This is a genomic window from Chloroflexota bacterium (assembly GCA_016197225.1).
Lineage (GTDB): Bacteria > Chloroflexota > Anaerolineae > Anaerolineales > VGOW01 > VGOW01.
Window position 1 is genome coordinate 17,297 of record JACPWC010000038.1, and the last position, 18,466, is coordinate 35,762.

General features: G+C 58.9%; 21 protein-coding genes, 2 tRNA genes and 1 pseudogene. 5 read left to right on the forward strand and 19 right to left on the reverse strand.

The window, feature by feature from the left end:
* Positions 1 to 88 precede the first annotated feature (88 nt).
* Positions 89 to 547: an SET domain-containing protein-lysine N-methyltransferase gene (locus HYZ49_06920; GenBank protein ID MBI3242009.1), complete on the forward strand. Its 459-nt coding sequence runs from the start codon at positions 89 to 91 to the stop codon at positions 545 to 547.
* On the opposite strand, the pseudogene HYZ49_06925 reads toward HYZ49_06920, so the two are convergent.
* The 9 genes and pseudogenes from HYZ49_06925 to HYZ49_06965 all read right to left on the reverse strand — a co-directional run bounded on the left by HYZ49_06925 (position 537) and on the right by HYZ49_06965 (position 6,380).
* Positions 537 to 1,117, reverse strand: a pseudogene (locus HYZ49_06925) (DinB family protein). The gene HYZ49_06920 and the pseudogene HYZ49_06925 sit on opposite strands and share 11 nt — an antisense overlap.
* Before the next feature lie 26 nt (positions 1,118 to 1,143).
* Positions 1,144 to 1,539 (reverse strand): hypothetical protein, encoded by a 396-nt coding sequence (locus HYZ49_06930; GenBank protein ID MBI3242010.1) that lies wholly within the window; start codon positions 1,537 to 1,539, stop codon positions 1,144 to 1,146.
* Positions 1,540 to 1,558: 19 nt separating this feature from the next.
* Positions 1,559 to 2,746, reverse strand: coding sequence for a glycine C-acetyltransferase (locus HYZ49_06935; GenBank protein MBI3242011.1), 1,188 nt, complete (start codon positions 2,744 to 2,746; stop codon positions 1,559 to 1,561).
* Between the two features lie 37 nt (positions 2,747 to 2,783).
* Positions 2,784 to 3,029: a GIY-YIG nuclease family protein gene (locus HYZ49_06940; GenBank protein MBI3242012.1), complete on the reverse strand. Its 246-nt coding sequence runs from the start codon at positions 3,027 to 3,029 to the stop codon at positions 2,784 to 2,786.
* A 66-nt stretch (positions 3,030 to 3,095) separates the two neighbouring features.
* Entirely contained in the window at positions 3,096 to 4,073 is a 978-nt protein-coding gene (locus HYZ49_06945; GenBank protein MBI3242013.1) for a prephenate dehydrogenase, read from the reverse strand.
* 21 nt (positions 4,074 to 4,094) lie between these two features.
* The gene (locus HYZ49_06950) at positions 4,095 to 4,607 is read right to left on the reverse strand and encodes an HD domain-containing protein (GenBank protein MBI3242014.1); all 513 of its coding nucleotides are present in this window, start codon (positions 4,605 to 4,607) and stop codon (positions 4,095 to 4,097) included.
* A complete protein-coding gene (locus HYZ49_06955; protein MBI3242015.1) occupies positions 4,607 to 5,254 on the reverse strand; it encodes a site-2 protease family protein in 648 nt (215 codons plus the stop codon). Before HYZ49_06955 ends, HYZ49_06950 begins: the two co-directional genes overlap by 1 nt.
* Positions 5,255 to 5,266: 12 nt before the next feature.
* Positions 5,267 to 5,464, reverse strand: a complete 198-nt coding sequence (locus HYZ49_06960; protein MBI3242016.1) for a hypothetical protein — start codon at positions 5,462 to 5,464, stop codon at positions 5,267 to 5,269.
* Positions 5,451 to 6,380 carry a hypothetical protein gene (locus HYZ49_06965; protein MBI3242017.1) on the reverse strand — a complete coding sequence of 310 codons (930 nt, stop codon included), beginning with the start codon at positions 6,378 to 6,380 and terminating at the stop codon, positions 5,451 to 5,453. The genes HYZ49_06960 and HYZ49_06965 overlap by 14 nt, the downstream gene beginning before the upstream one ends.
* A gap of 100 nt (positions 6,381 to 6,480) precedes the next feature.
* Here HYZ49_06965 and HYZ49_06970 point away from each other — a divergent pair, with 100 nt between their 5' ends.
* A complete protein-coding gene (locus HYZ49_06970; GenBank protein MBI3242018.1) occupies positions 6,481 to 6,678 on the forward strand; it encodes a DUF951 domain-containing protein in 198 nt (65 codons plus the stop codon).
* Between the two features lie 80 nt (positions 6,679 to 6,758).
* Positions 6,759 to 7,916, forward strand: a complete 1,158-nt coding sequence (locus HYZ49_06975; GenBank protein ID MBI3242019.1) for a galactosyldiacylglycerol synthase — start codon at positions 6,759 to 6,761, stop codon at positions 7,914 to 7,916.
* Positions 7,917 to 7,985: 69 nt separating this feature from the next.
* On the opposite strand, the gene HYZ49_06980 is transcribed toward HYZ49_06975, so the two are convergent.
* From HYZ49_06980 to HYZ49_07015, 8 genes are all read right to left on the reverse strand, one after another.
* Positions 7,986 to 8,083 (reverse strand) — tRNA-Ser (locus tag HYZ49_06980).
* A 40-nt stretch (positions 8,084 to 8,123) separates the two neighbouring features.
* Positions 8,124 to 8,211, reverse strand: a tRNA-Ser gene (locus HYZ49_06985).
* A gap of 29 nt (positions 8,212 to 8,240) precedes the next feature.
* Positions 8,241 to 9,479: an MFS transporter gene (locus tag HYZ49_06990; protein ID MBI3242020.1), complete on the reverse strand. Its 1,239-nt coding sequence runs from the start codon at positions 9,477 to 9,479 to the stop codon at positions 8,241 to 8,243.
* Between the two features lie 35 nt (positions 9,480 to 9,514).
* Positions 9,515 to 11,812 carry a PAS domain S-box protein gene (locus HYZ49_06995; protein MBI3242021.1) on the reverse strand — a complete coding sequence of 766 codons (2,298 nt, stop codon included), beginning with the start codon at positions 11,810 to 11,812 and terminating at the stop codon, positions 9,515 to 9,517.
* A gap of 113 nt (positions 11,813 to 11,925) precedes the next feature.
* Positions 11,926 to 12,942 (reverse strand): TIGR03617 family F420-dependent LLM class oxidoreductase, encoded by a 1,017-nt coding sequence (locus tag HYZ49_07000; protein MBI3242022.1) that lies wholly within the window; start codon positions 12,940 to 12,942, stop codon positions 11,926 to 11,928.
* Between the two features lie 142 nt (positions 12,943 to 13,084).
* Complete coding sequence (locus HYZ49_07005) at positions 13,085 to 13,570, reverse strand: SAM-dependent methyltransferase (protein MBI3242023.1); 486 nt, start codon at positions 13,568 to 13,570, stop codon at positions 13,085 to 13,087.
* Complete coding sequence (locus tag HYZ49_07010; GenBank protein MBI3242024.1) at positions 13,567 to 14,127, reverse strand: nitroreductase; 561 nt, start codon at positions 14,125 to 14,127, stop codon at positions 13,567 to 13,569. Before HYZ49_07010 ends, HYZ49_07005 begins: the two co-directional genes overlap by 4 nt.
* A 106-nt stretch (positions 14,128 to 14,233) precedes the next feature.
* Positions 14,234 to 15,064 carry an FTR1 family protein gene (locus HYZ49_07015; protein ID MBI3242025.1) on the reverse strand — a complete coding sequence of 277 codons (831 nt, stop codon included), beginning with the start codon at positions 15,062 to 15,064 and terminating at the stop codon, positions 14,234 to 14,236.
* Positions 15,065 to 15,229: 165 nt separating this feature from the next.
* On the opposite strand from HYZ49_07015, the gene HYZ49_07020 reads away from it, so the two are divergent.
* Both HYZ49_07020 and HYZ49_07025 read left to right on the forward strand, forming a co-directional pair.
* Positions 15,230 to 15,937, forward strand: coding sequence for a metal-dependent transcriptional regulator (locus tag HYZ49_07020; protein ID MBI3242026.1), 708 nt, complete (start codon positions 15,230 to 15,232; stop codon positions 15,935 to 15,937).
* Positions 15,934 to 16,500: a DUF3105 domain-containing protein gene (locus tag HYZ49_07025; protein ID MBI3242027.1), complete on the forward strand. Its 567-nt coding sequence runs from the start codon at positions 15,934 to 15,936 to the stop codon at positions 16,498 to 16,500. The genes HYZ49_07020 and HYZ49_07025 overlap by 4 nt, the downstream gene beginning before the upstream one ends.
* An 87-nt stretch (positions 16,501 to 16,587) precedes the next feature.
* On the opposite strand, the gene HYZ49_07030 is transcribed toward HYZ49_07025, so the two are convergent.
* Complete coding sequence (locus HYZ49_07030) at positions 16,588 to 17,373, reverse strand: hypothetical protein (protein MBI3242028.1); 786 nt, start codon at positions 17,371 to 17,373, stop codon at positions 16,588 to 16,590.
* A 140-nt stretch (positions 17,374 to 17,513) separates the two neighbouring features.
* Positions 17,514 to 18,269, reverse strand: coding sequence for a carbon-nitrogen family hydrolase (locus HYZ49_07035; protein ID MBI3242029.1), 756 nt, complete (start codon positions 18,267 to 18,269; stop codon positions 17,514 to 17,516).
* Positions 18,270 to 18,466 lie beyond the last annotated feature (197 nt).

Genomic DNA, 18,466 nt, shown 5'->3' on the forward strand with positions numbered 1-18,466 from the left:
CAATTCCTGTCAGCATTAAAATATCGCCCGGCCTCTTGACTTTTCTCAACTCGGCCTTATATTGCACTATAAATGTTGGAGGGAATCCATGATCCACGTTGAACGCGGCGGCAGTGCTTACGGAGCGCGGCTCATCACCGGCGAACCTTACACTCGCGGCCAGTTGATTTATCGCATCGAAGGCTATCACCTTGTCCGCCAACCCACCTATCAAACCATCCAGGTCGGTCAGGATACGCATATTGAAGAACTGGGGGTGCTGGCCTACCTCAACCACTCATGCCAACCCAATACCATCGTGGACACGACGGGCCTCACCATCACCGCCGCCCGCGATATTGCCGTCGGTGAGGAACTCACCTTTTTCTACCCGTCCACCGAATGGGAAATGGATCGGCCTTTTGTCTGCCTGTGCGGCGCGCCGCAGTGTGTGCGGCTGGTGGCCGGGGCCAAGTATCTCTCGATTGACACCCTCAGCCGTTACTTCGTCAACCAACATATTCGCGAGATGGCCCAGGCCTCGCTGGCTCAAATACTCAACGTGTGATCTGCCGGGCCGCCCGGGCCTGCCGCACAATTTCGGCAATGTGATTCAGGTGGCTGTCGTCGTGCGAGAGGCCGCGAATGAAGCGGTTGACGCAATTCACCTGCTCACTGCCCTCAAAAGGCTGATAGGTGTTGTCGAAGTCAGGCGGGCCGGCCACATCTCCAGGCTTGCCAGCCGCATCCGGCGGCTTTCCTTGAGGCGCTCGCGGCACTGCCGGATTGTGGTCACTTCCTGCCAGGGCACTTCACTGCGCGAGCGACCATGCCAGGCTACGCCGCGCGCCAGTTCGGCGGCCAGGGCCGCGCTCTCCTCAGCTGAGGCGGTGGTGTGAACAATCACGTGGCCCAGCGTCCAGGCCAGGTTCACCTCGTCATCCGTCGCCGCCGCGTCGTCTTTGGCCATCGGATCATCCGGCCCAAAGATCACGTCGGCATCCACGCAATCGGCGATCAAGTTGTGAATGGTGTCCACCATTTCGTCCGTCAGGCGACGCAAATCGTCGAGCGTCAGGCCGTCGGCCAGTTGGGCCATCGTCTTTTGTTTGTTACGCACTGAAGCAAAATCGAGCATCGTCATATCCTCTTTACGATCATCATTTATGGCGGCGGCTGGTAGCCAATCAGGCTACACCGGTAATCCATCATCCAGGCATTGTCATATTGCCCCAAAAGATCGTCGGCGGTGTAGCAAACCTTCCTCGCTTCGCGCAGTTTACTTTCACGAACCAACTGGTCGGTGCGCAGCAAATAGACTTGAGCCGCCTGCCAGCGCATGCCGCCGTCCACGATCATCCACAGGCCGCTCACAAAGTAACGCCCGGCTTCCACCGGGTTGCCGTGCCGCCATTCAATCTCGGCCCGGTATAGAGTCCGCGAAGTGCGATAGCGGCTCAACCCGTCGGCAACCACACGCAGGCCGGCCACGCCGCCGACCAGGCCCAGAACGGCCACCAGCAAAACTGTGGCAATAACGCCGGTTTGCAACTTCTTCATGGCGGCCTCCCGTGTTAAGCTAAATCACACGTAGTTCCTTCCCCACCTTTACAAACGCCTCCAGCCCCTTATTCAAATCATCATGGCTATGGGCGGCAGAGATCATCACCCGAATGCGGGCCTTGCCTTTGGGCACGGTCGGAAAACCAATTGACATGGCGAACACGCCGTTCTCGAATAAAGTCCGGCTGAACTGCTGGGCCAGTTGCGCTTCGCCCAACATCACCGGCGTGATCGGCGTGGCGCTAACACCGGTGTCGAAGCCGAAGGTCTTCATCTCGGCTTTGAAGTAGCGGGCGTTGTCCCACAAGCGATCCACAAGTTCGGTGGACTCTTCGAGCAGGTCAATGGCGGCCAGGCAGGCGGCCACGTCCGGCACGGTCATGGCGCTGGAAAAAAGGAAGGGGCGGCCACGCTGGCGCAACCACTCGACGACGGTGGCATCCCCGGCCACACAGCCGCCCACCACGCCAAACGCTTTAGACAGGGTGCCGATTTCCACATCCACTTTGTGGTGAAGGTTGAAGTGATCCACGATGCCGCGCCCGCCCTTGCCCAGCACACCTTCGCCGTGCGCGTCGTCCACCATGAGCAGGTAGCCTTCCTCTTCAGCCACTTTCAAAACGTCGGGCAGGGGCGCAATGTCGCCGTCCATGCTGAACACGCCGTCGGTGATGATCATGGCCCGGCGGAAGCCGGTTTTCTTTTCGGCGGCGATCACTTCGCGCAGGCTATTCACGTTGTTGTGCGAGTAACGGACGATTTTTGCGCCGGAGAGACGACAGCCGTCAATGATGCTGGCGTGATTCAGTTCGTCGGAGAAGACCACGTCTTCTTTGCCGACGAGGGCAGGCACAGTGGCCAGGTTGGCGGTAAACCCGGATTGAAAGGTGATGCAGGCCTCGGCGCCTTTGAAGGTTGCCAGCCGCCGTTCGAGTTCAAGATGCAGTTCCGTCGTGCCGGCAATCGAGCGCACTGCCGCCGGGCCGAGGCCATATTTTTCCATCGCGGCTTTGGCGGCGGCCAGAAGGCGCGGGTGGTTGGCCAGGCCGAGGTAGTTGTTAGAGCAGAAGTTGAGGACGCGCTTGCCGTCCACGATCAGCCACGCGCCCTGCGGCGAGCCGAGCGCCCGAATGTTGTTGTAGAGGCCCTGCTGCCTGAGGCCGGCGAGTTCGTCGGCGATCCATTGGGTTTTGGAATTGGTCATGGGGGTCTCCGGGAATTAGAGATTAGAGAATTGGAGATTAGAGATTGGATTTTATCAGCGCCTGTTTCTTTAATCGTGGCAGGCGTTTGATTGCCAGTTCGCGTTTTTGCGCGGCGGAACGGCTCGGCAAATTTTCCGAATACACCAGCCGCACCGGGCGGCGAAGTTTGGTGTATTTTGCGCCGCGTCCGGCGTTGTGCGTTTTCACCCGCCGCTCCAGGTCGGTCGTCCAGCCGGTATAAAACGTGCCGTCGGCGCATTCGAGGATGTAGCAGAAGGGCATAGTCATCAGTGAACAGTCATCAGTGAACAGTGCGGCTGGAACTGTTCACTATTCACTGTTTACTGTTTACTTCTTCTTCCGGCCCAGCCCAATCATCTGCCCCAGTACTTGCCCGGCGGTGGGCGTTTCGAATTCCGGTTTCTCTTCGGCCTCCCAGTCTGCTTCGGCGCGCTTCTTCAGCCACACTTCGCGAGTGAGCGTTGCTTCGGTGAGCAGGGCATCGAGTGTGGCGCTGTCATTTTCGGCAATGGCTTTGCGTATTCGGCTGAGTTGATTCTGGGCTTCGTCAAGCGCGTGGAGAGCGCCGGCCTGATTCAAAAGCGTGGCGGCGCGAACGGCGGCCGGGCTGACAAACGAGACGGGCGCGGTGGCGGTGGCAAAGGTGCGGTCGGCCAGTTTGCGCGCGTCGGCCCAGCCGGGCGCGGTGCTCACTGCCTGAATCAGCGCCGCAGACAACAGGGCCGGCAAGGTGTTAGTTCCGGCCAGCAGGGAATCATACTCAAGCGCGTCCACAAAAAACGGCGTTGCCCCGGTGAGCCGGGCAAAGTCGTTCAACAATTTGAGAGCTTCGGGCGGCGGGTCAGCCTCGGGCACGAGCGCCCACAGCCCGTTATCAAACAAGTCAGCGCGGGCGGCGTCGAGACCGGTGAGGCCGTCGTGCAAGTACAGTGGGTTGAGGATGGGACCGCCGCCGACAAAATAACGATCTGCTGGAATGAGTTCAGCCGCCCAGGCCAGCACCGGCGCTTTGAGCGGGGCAACGTCGGAGACCACACTGCCCGGCTTGAGGCTGGGCGCAACTTCCTGCATGGCCTGGCGCAATTCCTGAAGCGGCACGCACAGCAAAATCAAGTCGGCGTTTTCGGCGGCGGCGGGCAGGTTCCACTCGGCGCGATCAATGGCGCCTTTGGCCTGCGCCTGGCGGCCCGTCTCAGGCGAGCGGTCGTGGCCGATCACGGTCAGTCCATCCACTGCTTTTCGTTTGAGGGCCAGGCCGATGCTGGTTCCGACTCTGCCGAGGCCGATGAGGGTGATTTGAGGCATTTGCGATTTTGGATTGCGGGTTTAGTTGGCGTTATCGGCGGCTTGCAACTCTGGCAACCACGCCAATTCCCGACTCTTATTCTGATGATGACGAATCAGGGAGACGACGCTGGCTGAGCCGCCGGCGGCTTCGGCCAGGTCGGCCCCCCAGGCCGGATGTTGAACGGCGACGACGAAAGGTCTGGCCCACCACGACGGTTTCCCTGTCTCTGTTCCTCCCCATTTTTCTGCAAGTCGCGGCATGAATTTGAATCCCAACACGATGGCCACTTTCTCCCAGGCCGCCAGCGGCATTTTGCTTTTGCCCACGTCGTGCAAGAGGGCGGCGGTGAGCAGGTCGCGGTCAGTGTAGCCCTGCTTCATCAACGTTTGCCAGACGCAGTAAGCATGATGTTGCTCGGCGGGAGTCATGCGGCAGAAGAGATCGAAGAGCGATGGCGTGAGCCAGGCGCGCACTTCGGCCAGCGCCTCAGGCGGCATTCGCGTTGTGAGCAGTCGCCCGAACTGCCAGATTCGATAACGCGCGCCGGTCATCAGCCGACCAGAAGGTTGAAGAGGCCTTGTTGGGCCGGGCCGACGAGGAAGCCAAGCAGGTTGAAGCCAAAGCCGAACTGCTCACCAATCCGCCCACTGACGACCAGCAACAGCAACAGGATCGGCCCCACCTGCTCCAGCCCGGCCAGCGCGTTGGCCCACTGATCGGGCAGAACGCCCAGCGCCACTTTGAAGCCGTCGAGGGGCGAAATAGGAATCAGGTTGAACAGCATGAGGCCGAGGTTGACTTGAATAAAGATTGAAAGGAAGTCGGAGAGCGAGGGGATAATCTCGCCCACGCCGCCAACGTTGAGCGCGCCGCCCAGGCCCAGCCGAAACGGAATGGCGGCCAACAACGCCATAAGAAAGTTCGAGAGCGGCCCGGCGAAGGCGACGATAGCCATGCCGGTGCGAATCGGGACGCGGTAGTTGCGAGGGTTGGTGAGCACCGGCCTGCCCCAGCCAAAGCCACTGACAATGAAGAGAAGCGAGCCAAATGGATCGAGATGCGCCAGCGGGTTGAGCGTCACCCGCCCCTGACTACGCGGCGTCGGATCGCCCAGGTTGTCGGCGACAAGCGCATGGGCAAACTCGTGGACGGTGATGGCGAGGATGAGGGTGATGCCGAGAGAGATGTAGAGGGACATACGGATTGCCTTTTATCCTAGAGGATCTTTTTGCCCAACCTTAACTTCAAAGATACCCGCTTCATCGTAATTCTCACGCATCTTGGCGCGCAGCAAATGCTCTCGCCTTCTCGCAACTTTTTCATAACGATATGCCTCCACGAGTATAGGTACTCCGCTCTCGACCAAAACAACAATCCAAATAATCTCTGGTGTTTTACGATGCTTCATTGGTTGCCCCTCTAGTGGCGATTCGGTTATGCCATCCGGCTACATCGGCATACTCAAAAAATGTGCAAAGTTCGCCTAGCCCACTTACTTGAAAAGTTGGCCGATTGATTTGCCGCACGAAGAGTGAGCGTCTGGCATCATTCGCGACAATACTGAATCTGGGTCGAAGCGCAGAAGCCACCAAATGAATGTCGTTGAAACGAAGTAATCCGGAGTAAATTGGCGTTGAGTGTTCCACTTCAAACAAAGCTCTCAATTTGCTTGAGCCTCGCTCTACCCAGATTACATCCACTTCTTGTAAAGTACCGGCAATAGGTTCAAAGCCAAAAGGCAGAGCATCACGACAATCAAAACGATTTGTCAGAGACCATTCTAACTTAGAGCGATCATTTTGAGGAATCCAGATGTCGTAGCCTTTAGCTGCTCCTATGGCCCCCAGAAAGGTCTGGATTTGAGAATGCGAAAATTCTGGCGCAAACTTCAACCGAGTCGAGTCAATCAGTCTTTCAATTTCACCCCAACCAAAATAAGCTTCAACGTTGAATCTTCCAGCCCCAGCAATGTAAAGTTCAGTTCCGTCGTTCTTTAGATAGATTTGTGCTTTGTACTGACCATCTCCGGCTGGAGTAAGTGATTGAAAAACATCCTCATATTCAGCAAGTGGCACGAGCACTGGTTCAATTTGATTGTCCCAAAGAAAGCAAACTATAGAAGGGTATCCCTCCAGCCTTCGCAAGTCTTCGCTTCTCAAGCCATAGAAGGTCTGATTTTTGCTATGAACTTTGGAATAGCGGACGTAAACTCGCAGACCACCTTCCCCGATCTCATATAAAGATTGGCTTCCTTCCAGCTTGCGTACCAAACCATAACGCTTGGATAGTTCCCCAAGAAAAGCCGCTTTGATTTCATTTGCCATAGTTATAGCCGTCAGCTTTCTTTTGTTATAGCAACTATCTACCTGTTATTTATGATGCCTCTTCTGATTATATCACCCGCCTCTCTGCTATAATCCCCTCATGCCGCTCGATTTGGCGCTGGGGGATCGACTCAAGCTACGCAAACCGCACCCGTGCGGCGGCTACGAGTGGACCGTGGTGCGCCTCGGGGCCGACATTGGCCTGACCTGCGACACCTGCGGGCGGCGAGTTCTGCTCCCTCGCCGCGAGTTGGAAAAGCGGCTCAAAACCAAATTACCAGTAACCAACAACAAATAACAAACCCGTATTCGGTTATTGTTTATCGTCGTTTGTCATTTGTCATTCATCATTCGTCATTCATCATTCGTCATTGCCATATGCCTCATCGCATCGTCCTCCTCATGTCCGACACCGGCGGCGGCCATCGCGCCTCGTCCGAAGCAATTCAGGAAGCCCTCAATCTCAAATATGGCGAGTCAGTTCAGGTAGAGCTGATAGACGTTTTCAAAGAATACACGCCTTATCCGTTCAGCCGCTTCCCGGCCTGGTATCCTAGCATCATCGCCCGCGGCTCGCGGTTCTGGGGGCCGGGCTTCAAAGTGAGCGACGGCTCGAGCCGGAGCCGCGCCCTCACCGGCGCTTTCTATCCTTACACCCGGCCCGCCTTCCGGCGCATGGTGCGCGAACACCCGGCGGAGGTGTACGTGAGCGCCCATCCTTTGCTCACCATGCCCAGCCTGCGCGCCCTGGGCAAACGCCGCCCGCCCTTCATCACCGTCGTCACCGACCTGGTCTCGGCCCACGCCTTCTGGTTCTATCCCAAAGTTGACCTCATCATCGTCCCCACCGAAGGCGCTTACCAGCGCGCCGTCAAAAATAAAGTGCCGCCGGAGAAGCTCAAAGTCATTGGCCTGCCCATCTCGCAAAAGTTCAGCGCGCCGCCCGGCGACAAGGCGCAACTCCGCCAAAAACTGGGCTGGCGGCCAGACCTGACGACGGTGCTCCTCGTCGGCGGTGGCGAGGGCATGGGGCCGCTGTACGAAATCGCAACCGGCATCGCCAACACCGGCCTGTCTCTGCAACTGGCCGTGGTCGCCGGGCGCAACGAAGCCCTCCGCGCCCGCCTCAACGCGGCCCAGTGGAAAACCCCGGCCCACATTTATGGCTTCGTCACCAACATGCCCGACCTGATGCGCGCCGCCGATCTCATTGTCACCAAAGCCGGGCCGTCGTCGGTCGTCGAAGCTATCAACGCCGGACTGCCGATTATTTTGAGCGGCGCACTGCCGGGACAGGAAGAGGGCAACATCCACTTTGTGGTGGATAACGGCGCGGGCCGCTGGGCGCCGGGGCCAACCCGGGTGGCCGCCGCCGTGCGCGAACTGGCCGGCTCCGGCCCCGAGGTGCTGGCCGCCGCCGCCGCCAACGCCCGCCAACTGGCCCGGCCTCACGCGGCGCTGGATATTGCGGAAGAAATTGGGAAGTATTTGCCGACGAAGGACGGCGGACGAATGACGACTGATCGCTTCGAGTGACTTTCGTCTACCGTCCATCGTCTGTCGTCAAAAGAAAACGCCCCACTTTTCAGTGAGGCGTTTTTGTTCTGGCGGGAAGGGAGGGATTTGAACCCTCGGTACAAGGTTGAAGCCCCGTACAAGCACTTAGCAGGCGCTCCCGTTAAACCATGCTCCGGCACCTTCCCAAGTTTCAAATGTAGGGCGAATTGACAATTCGCCCCACAGCGGAGGGAGAGGGATTCGAACCCCCGGTGAGGCAAGGCCCCACAACGGTTTTCAAGACCGCCGCTTTAAACCACTCAGCCATCCCTCCCAACTACGCTGGCCGCATTTTACCACACCTCACGCCAACTTCCTCTTTGCCAACTCCGCCTTGATCTCGGCATGCTTCTCTTTCGTGATCGGATACAAATAGACGGCGACAAAACTGAGCAGAAGGATGGCCGCCCCGGCCGGGCCGACCAGCACGCGTAGGGCAAACAACACATTATCCGGCTGAACCGGATCGGGCTGGCCCGGCACGGCCTTGATGTAACCGGCGATGTCCAGCACCCAGCCTGAAATGAACAGGCCCAGCGACAGGCCAAACTTCTGCAACAACACAAAGAAGCCGTAGAACACGCCCTCGCGCCGCTGGCCCGTCTCCAGCTCGTCGAGTTCGATCACGTCGGGCAACATGCTCCACGGCTCGCTCACCCTGGCCCAGATCAACACCCAGACGAAAGACGAGACCTGAACCGCCAACAGCAAGAAGCCAAACTGCCCGGCCTCAATGCCAATCCAATCGCGGGCATAGATGAACAGATTGTTTTGAACGAACTGAATGGCCAGCCAGGAGAACAGGTAGATGACCGTGACCAGGATAAAGGCCCGGTTTTTGAAGGCGATTCTGATTCCTTCCACGAAGCCGGGGCCGTCGTCGGTTTGTGAGCCGCCCCCGGTTCCGCGCTCGCGCACGCCGAAAAAGACGGCCAGGAAGCCAATCACGCTCACCACCGCCCAAATGCCGACACTCAAGGAATAGCCGGTGAAAGGATCATCTTTGAACGCGGCGATGATCTGCGAATGAACAAAGGCCGAGAGCACCCCGCCTAGAATCGAGAAGCTGAAGCGGAACGAATTGAGGCTGGTGCGCTCGTCGTAATCCAGAGTCAGTTCAGCAGTAAGAGCGGTGTAAGGCACGTTGACAATAGTGAAGGCTGTGTCGAGCAACAAGGCGATGACCAGGTAATACCAGAACTTCAGGCCTTCGCCAATCGGCGGCACGATCCAATGCAAGAAGAAGAACAGGCCGAAGGGAATCGCGCCATACAATATCCACGGGCGGCGGCGGCCCATGCCGCTCTTTGTTTTGTCGGTGAGCCAGCCGACGAGGGGATCGTTGACCGAGTCCCAGATTTTGACGACGAGCAGGAGGGTGCCCGCCGGGCCGGGTTCCAGCCCGGCAACATTGATGAGGAAGTTCAGCAGAAAGAAGCCGCTGATGGCGGTGACCATGGCCGGGCCAAGATCACCCGCGCCAAAAGACATTTTGGTGAGAAACGAAAGTTTTTCCGGCTTTGCTTCAGCAACGGTGGACATCGGCGCCTCCTGACCAGGGATGCGGCGATTATAGGTTATAAAGATGCAGAACGCAAAAACACCTTCACCACATCCGGGTCAAAGTGCTTGCCGGTCTGCCGGGTGATGTACTCGTGAACCTGCTCCTGCCGCCAGGCTTGGCGATAAGGCCGGTCGGAACTCAGCGCGTCCCACACGTCGGCCACGGCAAAGAGGCGGGCCGCCAGCGGAATTTGCTCGCCCTTCAACTGGCGCGGGTAGCCCTGTCCATCCCACCGTTCGTGGTGGCAATAAGGAATGTCCAGCGCCGGGCGCAGGTAGGCAATAGGCGAGAGCATCTCGTAAGCGTAAACGGTGTGGCGGCGCATGATGTCGCGTTCTTCAATGGTGAGCGGCCCCGGCTTGAAGAGAATGCTGTCGGGGATGCCCATCTTGCCCATGTCGTGCAAAAGCGCGCCCCGGCGGATGTGAACAATGTCGGTTTCGCCCAGGCCGATGGATCGGGCCAGCTTCACCGTCACCTCGGTGACGCGCTGGGTGTGGCCCTCGGTTTCACGGTCACGCAAATCCATAGCCCGCGACCAGCCTTCAATCGTGGCATTGTAAGCCAGGGCCAGTTCCAAATTGGATTGCTGGAGACTCTCAAAGAGCTGGGCATTGTCTATGGCAACCGCCGCCTGGGTGGCAAGCGCCTCCAAAAAGTCCAACCGTTCGGCGTCCAACTTGAGCGGGGCGCGGTGGAAAATCTCCAGCACCCCCTTCACCTCACCTTTGGCCACCAGCGGCACGCCGTAATAAGCCGCAAAGCCTTCCTTCAGCCACAACCGCTCCCGCTCCAGATGTTGAACAAGATTCAGATCGGGGTAGCTGATCGGGCGGCGCTCCAACACCACCCGCCCGGCCAGGCTGTTGTTCAAAGTCACCTCGCCCCGCTGTGAGGCCGGCGACAGGAATCCGCGCCCGGTGGCATATTTGAGCACCGGGCTGTTGGGACTCATCAGCAACACGTTGGCCGCATCGGCCCCCAACTGGCTCGTGGTTTGCTCAAGGAAAATGGTGAGGTTGACTCGCAGATCAAAGCTGGAGTTGGTGGCCTGCTCCACCACGCGCAGAGCGGTCAGGTTGTGCAGGCGGCGCTCGGTCTGCTCGTGCAGGCTGGCGCGGTACAGGGCATTGGCCGACATGTCGGCGATGGCCACGAAGGAGCCGGCCTCCACTTCAGTAAAGGCCGTTTGCCGGCCCAGCCACAACGCGCCGATCATTTGCTCGTGAGCAATGAGCGGCACGCAGGCAATGGCCGGCAAATCGAACAGGCCGGGGAACGAGCGACGCAGATCGTCGAGCAAACCGTTGTCCACGTAGAAACGGCCAGAGGCGGCAACACGCCGGGCGATATCGCCCAGCGCCAGCTTTTCTCCGGTCAGGCTGGCCCACTCGCCGCGCCCCAGTTCAACCTCGCCCGTCTCTGAACTGCTAAAAACAAACATGGCGCTCGTTCCGCCGATCAGGGCGATCACTTCGTCAACGATAATAGTCAACATCTCGGCCCGGGTGCGGGCGGCGCGCAGGGTGGTAACGATCTCGATAATGGCGCCCTGTTCGCGCTCGCGGCGTTTGCGCTCGGTGACATCCTGCTTGATGGAAATGAAGTGGGTGACCTCACCCTGCTCGTTCAGCACCGGGGTGATCGTTTGCTCTTCCACGTAAAGACCGCCATCCTTGCGCTTATTGACGACCTCGCCCTGCCACACCTGGCCTGACAGAATCGTGTCCCACAACATTTTATAGAAGGGCTGGTTGTGTTGATTGGAGCGGAGCAGGCGCGGAGTCTGGCCGCGCATCTCGTCCAGGGTGTAGCCGGTGAGGCGGGTGAAGGCCGGGTTCACCCAGACAACTTTGCTCTCACGATCGGTGATCATGATGGCGTTGGCGGCGGCTTCCAGAACGGCGCTTTGCAGGTGAAGCTGTTGCTCCAAGAGAAAATCATCCGCAACAGAGACGGGTTGAGGGGCGGTCACCTCCCGCAGACAGATCATGATCGCCGCCTCGTTATCCCATTCGGTAGCCGTCGTTCGGACCTCAACCATCTTCTGGCTCAAACCATTAATCTGAAATTGAGCGGTGGTGTTGGGAATTAAGGGGAAGCCGAACGGCAGACCCGGGAGCGAGTCGGCGGTTTGACCCAGCAGAGCCTCGGCGGCAGGGTTGAGGAACCGCACCCGGCCATCGCCGCTCACCACGACGATGCCATCCTCGTTGCGAGTCACCAGATTGCGAAAGCGCGCCTCAACAATCCGCAATTCCTGTTTGTAGTGTTCAAGCAATTGCCTGTGATCGATCATGTTGTCAATCATGGCTGACTCCGCCGCCCCGGTTTTGCTTATTAGATGCCGCCCATAGAATCGATCTTGGCCTTTGAGGGTCTTTCTCAGAGTTGATTAATTGATTACCGGGAAAGGGAAACCGCCTACTGAAGGGCCGCCGCCACTTTGGCCCAGTTGCCGTCCACGTCGCCTGGCGTGAAGGGCAGATAAAGCGCCAGACGATCCACCAACCCGTCATATCGAGCGCGCAACTTGCCGCCGATGTCGTCCCACGAGCCTTCCACCAAAAACTCGGCCAGCATGTCGTCGTTGATAATGGCCGGCATCTCGCCCCAGCCGCCTCGCGAGGCCAGCGCCGTGAGCGCCTCGGCCTGGGCCTCCCAGCCGTGCAAACTCATCACGGGCCGGTAGGTGGGCGTGGAAGCATAAAACGCAATTTGCGACCGCATCGCCTCGCGCATCATCGCCCGCGCCGCTTCGTCTTCGCCAATGGCGACAAAGGCCGTGGCCGCAATCGTCACTTCATTTCGTGATCGATTCGATTTAGCCGCGCCCGCTTCGATGTTGGGCAGGATGGCCTCAGTCAGATAACGGCGGGTGTGGTAGGGATGGACGTGGAAGCCGTCGGCGGCTTCCCCGGCGAGTCGGATCAGGGGAGCGTTGACGCCGGCAATGTAGATCGGAATCTTCGGGTGGCGAATCGGGCCGGGGTTGAAGAAGGGCGTCATCAGCGTGAGCTTGAAGTGCTCGCCCCGGAAGTTGAGCCGGTCGCCCGTCTCCCAAGCCAGCCAGATGGCGCGCAGGGCGGCGATGAACTCGCGCAGTTTGCCAACCGGCGACTCGGGCCAGGCCATGCCAAAGCGCCGTTCGATGTGCGGTTTGACTTGCGTGCCGAGGCCGAGCAGAAAGCGCCCGCCCGATTGCGCCGCCAAGTCCCAGGCGGTGTAAGCCAGCGTCATCGGACTGCGGGCGAAGGCGATGGTGACGGCTGTGCCAAGCTGGAGCCGGGCCGTGTGTTCGGCGGCCAGGGCCAGCGGCAGAAACGGGTCGTGTTGAGTTTCGCTGGTGAAGAGGCCGCTTGCGCCAAAGTTCTCAGCGCGGCGGGCCAGGTCGGGGACTTGGGCGAGGGAGGCCGGAGCAACGGCGATATCGAATTTCATTGGGTTGACCCTTTCGGACAGTTTCCATTATAGGTCAACCCGCTTCCGGGAAAAGCAATTTTTCGTAAAGATTTCCGGAACAGCGCCTAAATTCTTCAGGTTCGCCAAAGGTGGCTGTCACTTATAAAGAGAAAGGCGCTTCTCACGGAGAGCCATTGTTCTGGTTGCCCGCATTCCAGTAATCGCGCATCAATTCCTTTGACCAATCGGGCTGGCGGACGTTGCTCTGTGGCAGGAACTCGGCCATGACCGGCTTGATGTCCAGAACCGGCGTGCCGTCAATTGCGTCGAGGCCCTCGACTCGCAAAACCTTCCCGGCCCGCCCGATGACTCTGACAACAGCCAATCCGATCCGGTTGGGCCGGTTCTTGCCTCGTTGGGCGAAGATGCCCACTCTGGGCCAGGCCGGGTTGTTGCGCGGGTGGCGGGCGCCGGTGATGATCTTCCCCTCGTCAACCTTGTCAAAATAGAAGACGATTTCGGCGTGTGAAAATTCTTCGAGACCCCACAGGCTTTCCTCGCTCAACGAGTCGGCGAGGGCAATCTCCGAAATAATGCCGCCCCAATTGTCATCTTCGATCTCTTTTCGTGAGTTCCTCACAAAGCCGATGGGTTGCAAGGTGATCATGAGTCCATCCAGACCGTTCGATCTTCAAACGAGGGGCGCGAGATGACGGGCGGTTCGTTGAGCGGGTAGCCGATGTGGACGAAAGCAATCAGGTGTTGATCCGGGGCGAGGCCGAAGAAGGCTTTCACGTCCGGGTCGAGGGCGTTGGGGCCGGTATTCCACTTGGCGGCTAACCCGAGAGCGTGCGCGGCCAACAACAGGTTTTGCGTCGCCGCCGCCGCGGCGCACACGTTTTCGATCTCAAGCACTTTTGGCTCACTCGGTTTGTCCACCGCCACGACAATCAGCAGAGGCGAGCGCAGGGCCTTGGAGCGTTGCACAGCCACGACTTCGTCGTTAGCGTTCGGCTCGCGTTTGCGAAAGGCGGCGGCGAAAACATCGCCAAGCCGCTCGCGGGCCGCCCCGGTGAGGACGAAGAATCGCCACGGGCGCACTCGGTAGTGGTTGGGCGCTTGGGCGGCGGCGCTCAACATCTGTTCGATCAGCGCGCGCGGCGCCGGATCAGGTTTGACTTTGCCAATGGATTGGCGGGTGTGAATGGCGTCGAGAGTGTTCATAGTCAGAAGATCAAAAGTGTTCGTCACCGGTATTTTAGCGCAGATGCTTCAACGCTAAAGCGCCGACGACGAACACTTCAAAGGCAAGGAATGAAGCGCAGGTGATTTAAGCGGTGGCGCGAACCGGTTTCGTCGCCAGACGCATCGTCCACCAGCGCACCGCGCCGAGGGTGATCAGCCAGTAACTAACGTAGGCAATGAGTTCGACGAGCGAGGGCGTGGGCGTGTAGCCGACGAGGGTGCGCAGGAATTGACCGGCGACCGATTCTTTGCTGATGAGGGCGCTGGTGTTCCAAACTTGTTCGATGACTTCGGGCAGGAGTCCGGCCTCCTGGAATTCGTGGACGCCGTGCATGAACAGCCCGGCGGCGAAGACAAGCAGGAGCAGGCTGGTGATGTCGAAGAACAGCCGCACGTTGAGCCGGACGGTGGAGGCGTAGATCAGGTAGCCAATCAGGGCGGCAAGGCCCAGGCCGATCACCGAGCCGATGAGCGTGTCAATGCCACTCGACTGAAAGGCGGCGGCCCCCAGAAACAAGGCGGTCTCAATGCCTTCGCGGAACACGGCCAGGAAGGTCAGGGCGAAGAGTCCCCAGGCCGTGCCGCGAGACACCGCTTTCTGCACGTCGCTTTCCAGCGAGGTCTTGAAATTGCGGGCCTGCGACCGCATCCAGAAGATCATCCAGGTGAGGACGACGACAGCCAGCATCATCGTCGTGCCTTCAAAGAGTTGCTCGGAGCGGCCTTCGAGTTCTGCGCCCACAGCGGTAATGCCAACCGCCAGGGCGGCACTGAGCAAAGCGGCGGCCAGAACACCGGCCCAGGCCACCCGGCCATATTGAGCCTGGCCAATCTTTCGCAGATAGCCAAACACAATTCCCACAATGAGCGCCGCTTCGAGGCCTTCGCGCAGAGTCAGCAATAATGACACTAACATTCGTTTTCTCCGTTCCTTGAAAGTAATGTTTGATTACGGTAATATTAGTGAAAATAATCTTTTATATCTAGCCCAGCCTGTTAACTTAACGGGCTGTCAGAGGTCAATTTGGAAGTTAACCGTGGTCAACAAAAAGGCCTGTGCGGATTGCCGGGAGAGAGTTCCTTGAAATCCGCCTCTAACGTCTCACATGCCGAGAATGAAACGCTTGAGGCGATCACGCACGCCCGGCGCGAGTACCTGGCCGAAATCTATCGCTTGCAACAATCCACCGACGAGCCGGTGACGACGACGGCGCTGGCCGACCGGCTGGAAGTGTCGCCGCCGGCGGTGGTGCGAATGATGCGCCGCCTGGCGCTGGAAGGCTACCTGCGCCGCCAGCCCTACAAAGGCGTAAGCCTGACAACAGAGGGCGAACGCGAGGCGTTGAAATCAATCCGCCGCCACCGTTTGCTCGAAGCGTTTTTGGTGACGGTGATGAAGTTTGGCTGGGACGAGGTACACGAACACGCGCACGGGCTGGAGGGGGTGATTAACGATCAATTTGAAGACCGGATGGATGAGTTGGCCGGCTTTCCCAAACGTTGCCCGCATGGCGACCCTATCCCGACCAAAGACGGCCAGATGCCGAAAGTGGACGATGCCAGCCTGTTATCATTTGAGGTTGGCACACAGGGGATGCTCAGCCGGATTCGCCACCACACGCCTGATAAATTGCGTTATCTGGCCGAGCACAAGTTGATCCCCGGCACACCCGTCACCCTGGTGGGCCGCGCCCCCTTCAACGGCCCCGTCCGAATCAAAACGCTCGCCGGCGAGCACGTGCTTGGCTCGGAGATGGCGGGCGATCTTTATATTGAGACCCAACGATGATCAAAAAGAATAAACTCTGGATCCTGCCGGGCCTGATGTTGTTGGTGACGGGTCTGGGATGTGTGACGGTGACTCGAATGTTTGAGCCGCCGCTGGCCCCGACGCCGTCCCCGCTCCCCACACTTGAGGCGGTTCCCATCGAGTACGCCGTGCCCGACGAGGGCAAGTCGCACCTGCAGCTTGGCGACACTGGCATCTACGAACATTACCCGCCTTCGTCCGGCTCACATTACGGCCAGACGTTCGAGTGGGGATATTATGATGAAGAAGTGCCGCCCGAATACTACGTTCACAACCTGGAACACGGCGGCATCGTCATCCTCTACAACTGCCCGGAAGCCTGCTCCGACACTCAGGACGCGCTCTTTCAGTTATTCAATCACGCCCCGGCTGATACGACGTTCAACAAAGTCAAGATCATCGTCAGCCCGAACTCGCAGATCACCTCGCCGGTGATTGCCCTGGCCTGGGGCTGGGAACTCGACCTGGAGACGGTTGACGCCGATCTCCTGCTGGACTTCTACGACCGGCACGTCAACCAAGGCCCCGAACTCGTGCCATGAAGCGGGTCAACGGATTTATCCCCTTCGGGTTGAACGGATTTGAAAAAAAATAATCCGCTAAATCCGTTCAATCCGTTGACCCTGACCCTACTCGCCCGGTTTTGTTGCCCGCGGCTGGCTCTGGCGGGCCTGCAAGAAGCCGCTGGCGCTCTCCAATGCTTCCTTGCCCTGTTGCAGAATATTGATCACCGAGTGAACCGGGCCGCTGCCGGTGGCCATCACCACACCGGTGATCAACACGTCGAATCCAACCTGCCAGGTAGACGCCCCTTTGAAGATACCCAACAGGTGCAACATTTGCACCGAGCCGACCGAGGCAATGAGCAGACCCATCACCAGGCTGATGTAAAGGCTGGCCAGCCGCTTGGCTTGCCGGTACGTCGGCGATTTGACGGTGACGCTGGCCAACAACTCCTCCGCCCGATCCGCTCGATCTCCGACCACCCTCAGCGTCGCTTTCAACCTTTGCTCCTGCTCCAGAACTTTCGTCGGCTCGATTGCCACCAGGGCCGAGTTTAACTTGGCGGTGACGGTGATCAGCTTGGCGCGGGCCTCTTCTGCTTCCTTCTCGGCCAGGTCAATCCACTTCTCAGTCTGAGCCAGGAACGCCACCGCCTTGCTGGCCCGAGTCTCGACCAGATCAAAGGTCGTTTCCAGAACCCGCTCGATAGCGGCGGCGGCGGCCACCACCGGAGCCAGGATGATGGCCACATCGGCCACATTGTTGGCCTGGGCCGCTTCGTATTTCGGTATAAACATCACATAGCCGAGCACCAGGATAATCACCACAAAAGAGCCGATGGTCACGACCCGGCGAATTGGCGTCCAGTCTGGCCCGGCTGGCTCGTGGGTTGGGGTTGATTTGATAGTCATTGTCATTCCTCCTGAGGGATTTGGTTAATAGAAAATGATCCACGAAGAAACACGAAGGTTCACGAAGAAAGCTCCTGAAATTTACTTCGTGCCGCTTCGTGTGACTTCGTGGATCAAAACATCGAGCAGTTATCGAGAGTTTATCCGTAAATATCGCTCCGGCGATCTTCAAACACCGGGATTCGTTTGCGCACCTCGTCGGCCAGCGCCAGGTCAATCTCGGCGTGTAGTAGCTCCGGCCCGTCGCCGCCTTCGACCACCGTCTCGCCCCACGAGTCAATCACCGCCGACTTGCCGCCGAAGTGTTCGCCTTTCGACTCGCCCACGCGGTTGACGGCGACCACGAACATTTGATTCTCAATCGCCCGCGCCCGAATCAGAGTCTGCCAGTGGGCCGTCCGGCGGCTGGGCCACTCGGCAGGCAGGATGACCAGCTTGGAGCCAAAGAATGCGTATTTGCGAAACAGTTCGGTGAAGCGCAGGTCGTAGCAGATCGCCAGCCCGGTCTTGCCCCAGGCCGCCTCAGTCGTCACCGCCTCCTCGCCCGGTGCCAGCCACTTCTCTTCTTCCATCAATCGAAAGAGATGTAGTTTGCGATAGACGGCCTGTTGCGTGCCGTCAGGGTTGAAGAGCGCCAGGGTGTTGTAGCATTTGCCGTTTCGCGCTTCAAGGATCGATCCGGCGATGCCGATGTTGAACTCCGCCGCCAGCGCCGAGACTTCGGCGAACATGCCTTCGCCGAGCGGCGAGGCGTGCTTGTGCCAGTTCTCCAAGTCGTAGCCGGTGCTCCACAGTTCGGGGAAGACGACAAGCGACGAGCCGTGCCGCGCCGCCTCTGCCGCCCACTCGCGGACGAGGGCGAAGTTGGTTTCGGGGTCGCCGAGGGCGATGTTCATTTGGGCGAGGGAGAGGCGGAGAGTAGTCACAGAGATTTCCTTTTAGCGAGCCATTGAGACTCCCGTTTCGAGTAAAATTTTAGGGTTAAAGTTGAATTAGGTGAGTTATGCTGGGGTATATGATACCCCAGCTCCCCATAACCTCGACCCGAATAGATGACATTCCGTTATTGATCGGCATGCTGATTCAAATGGGA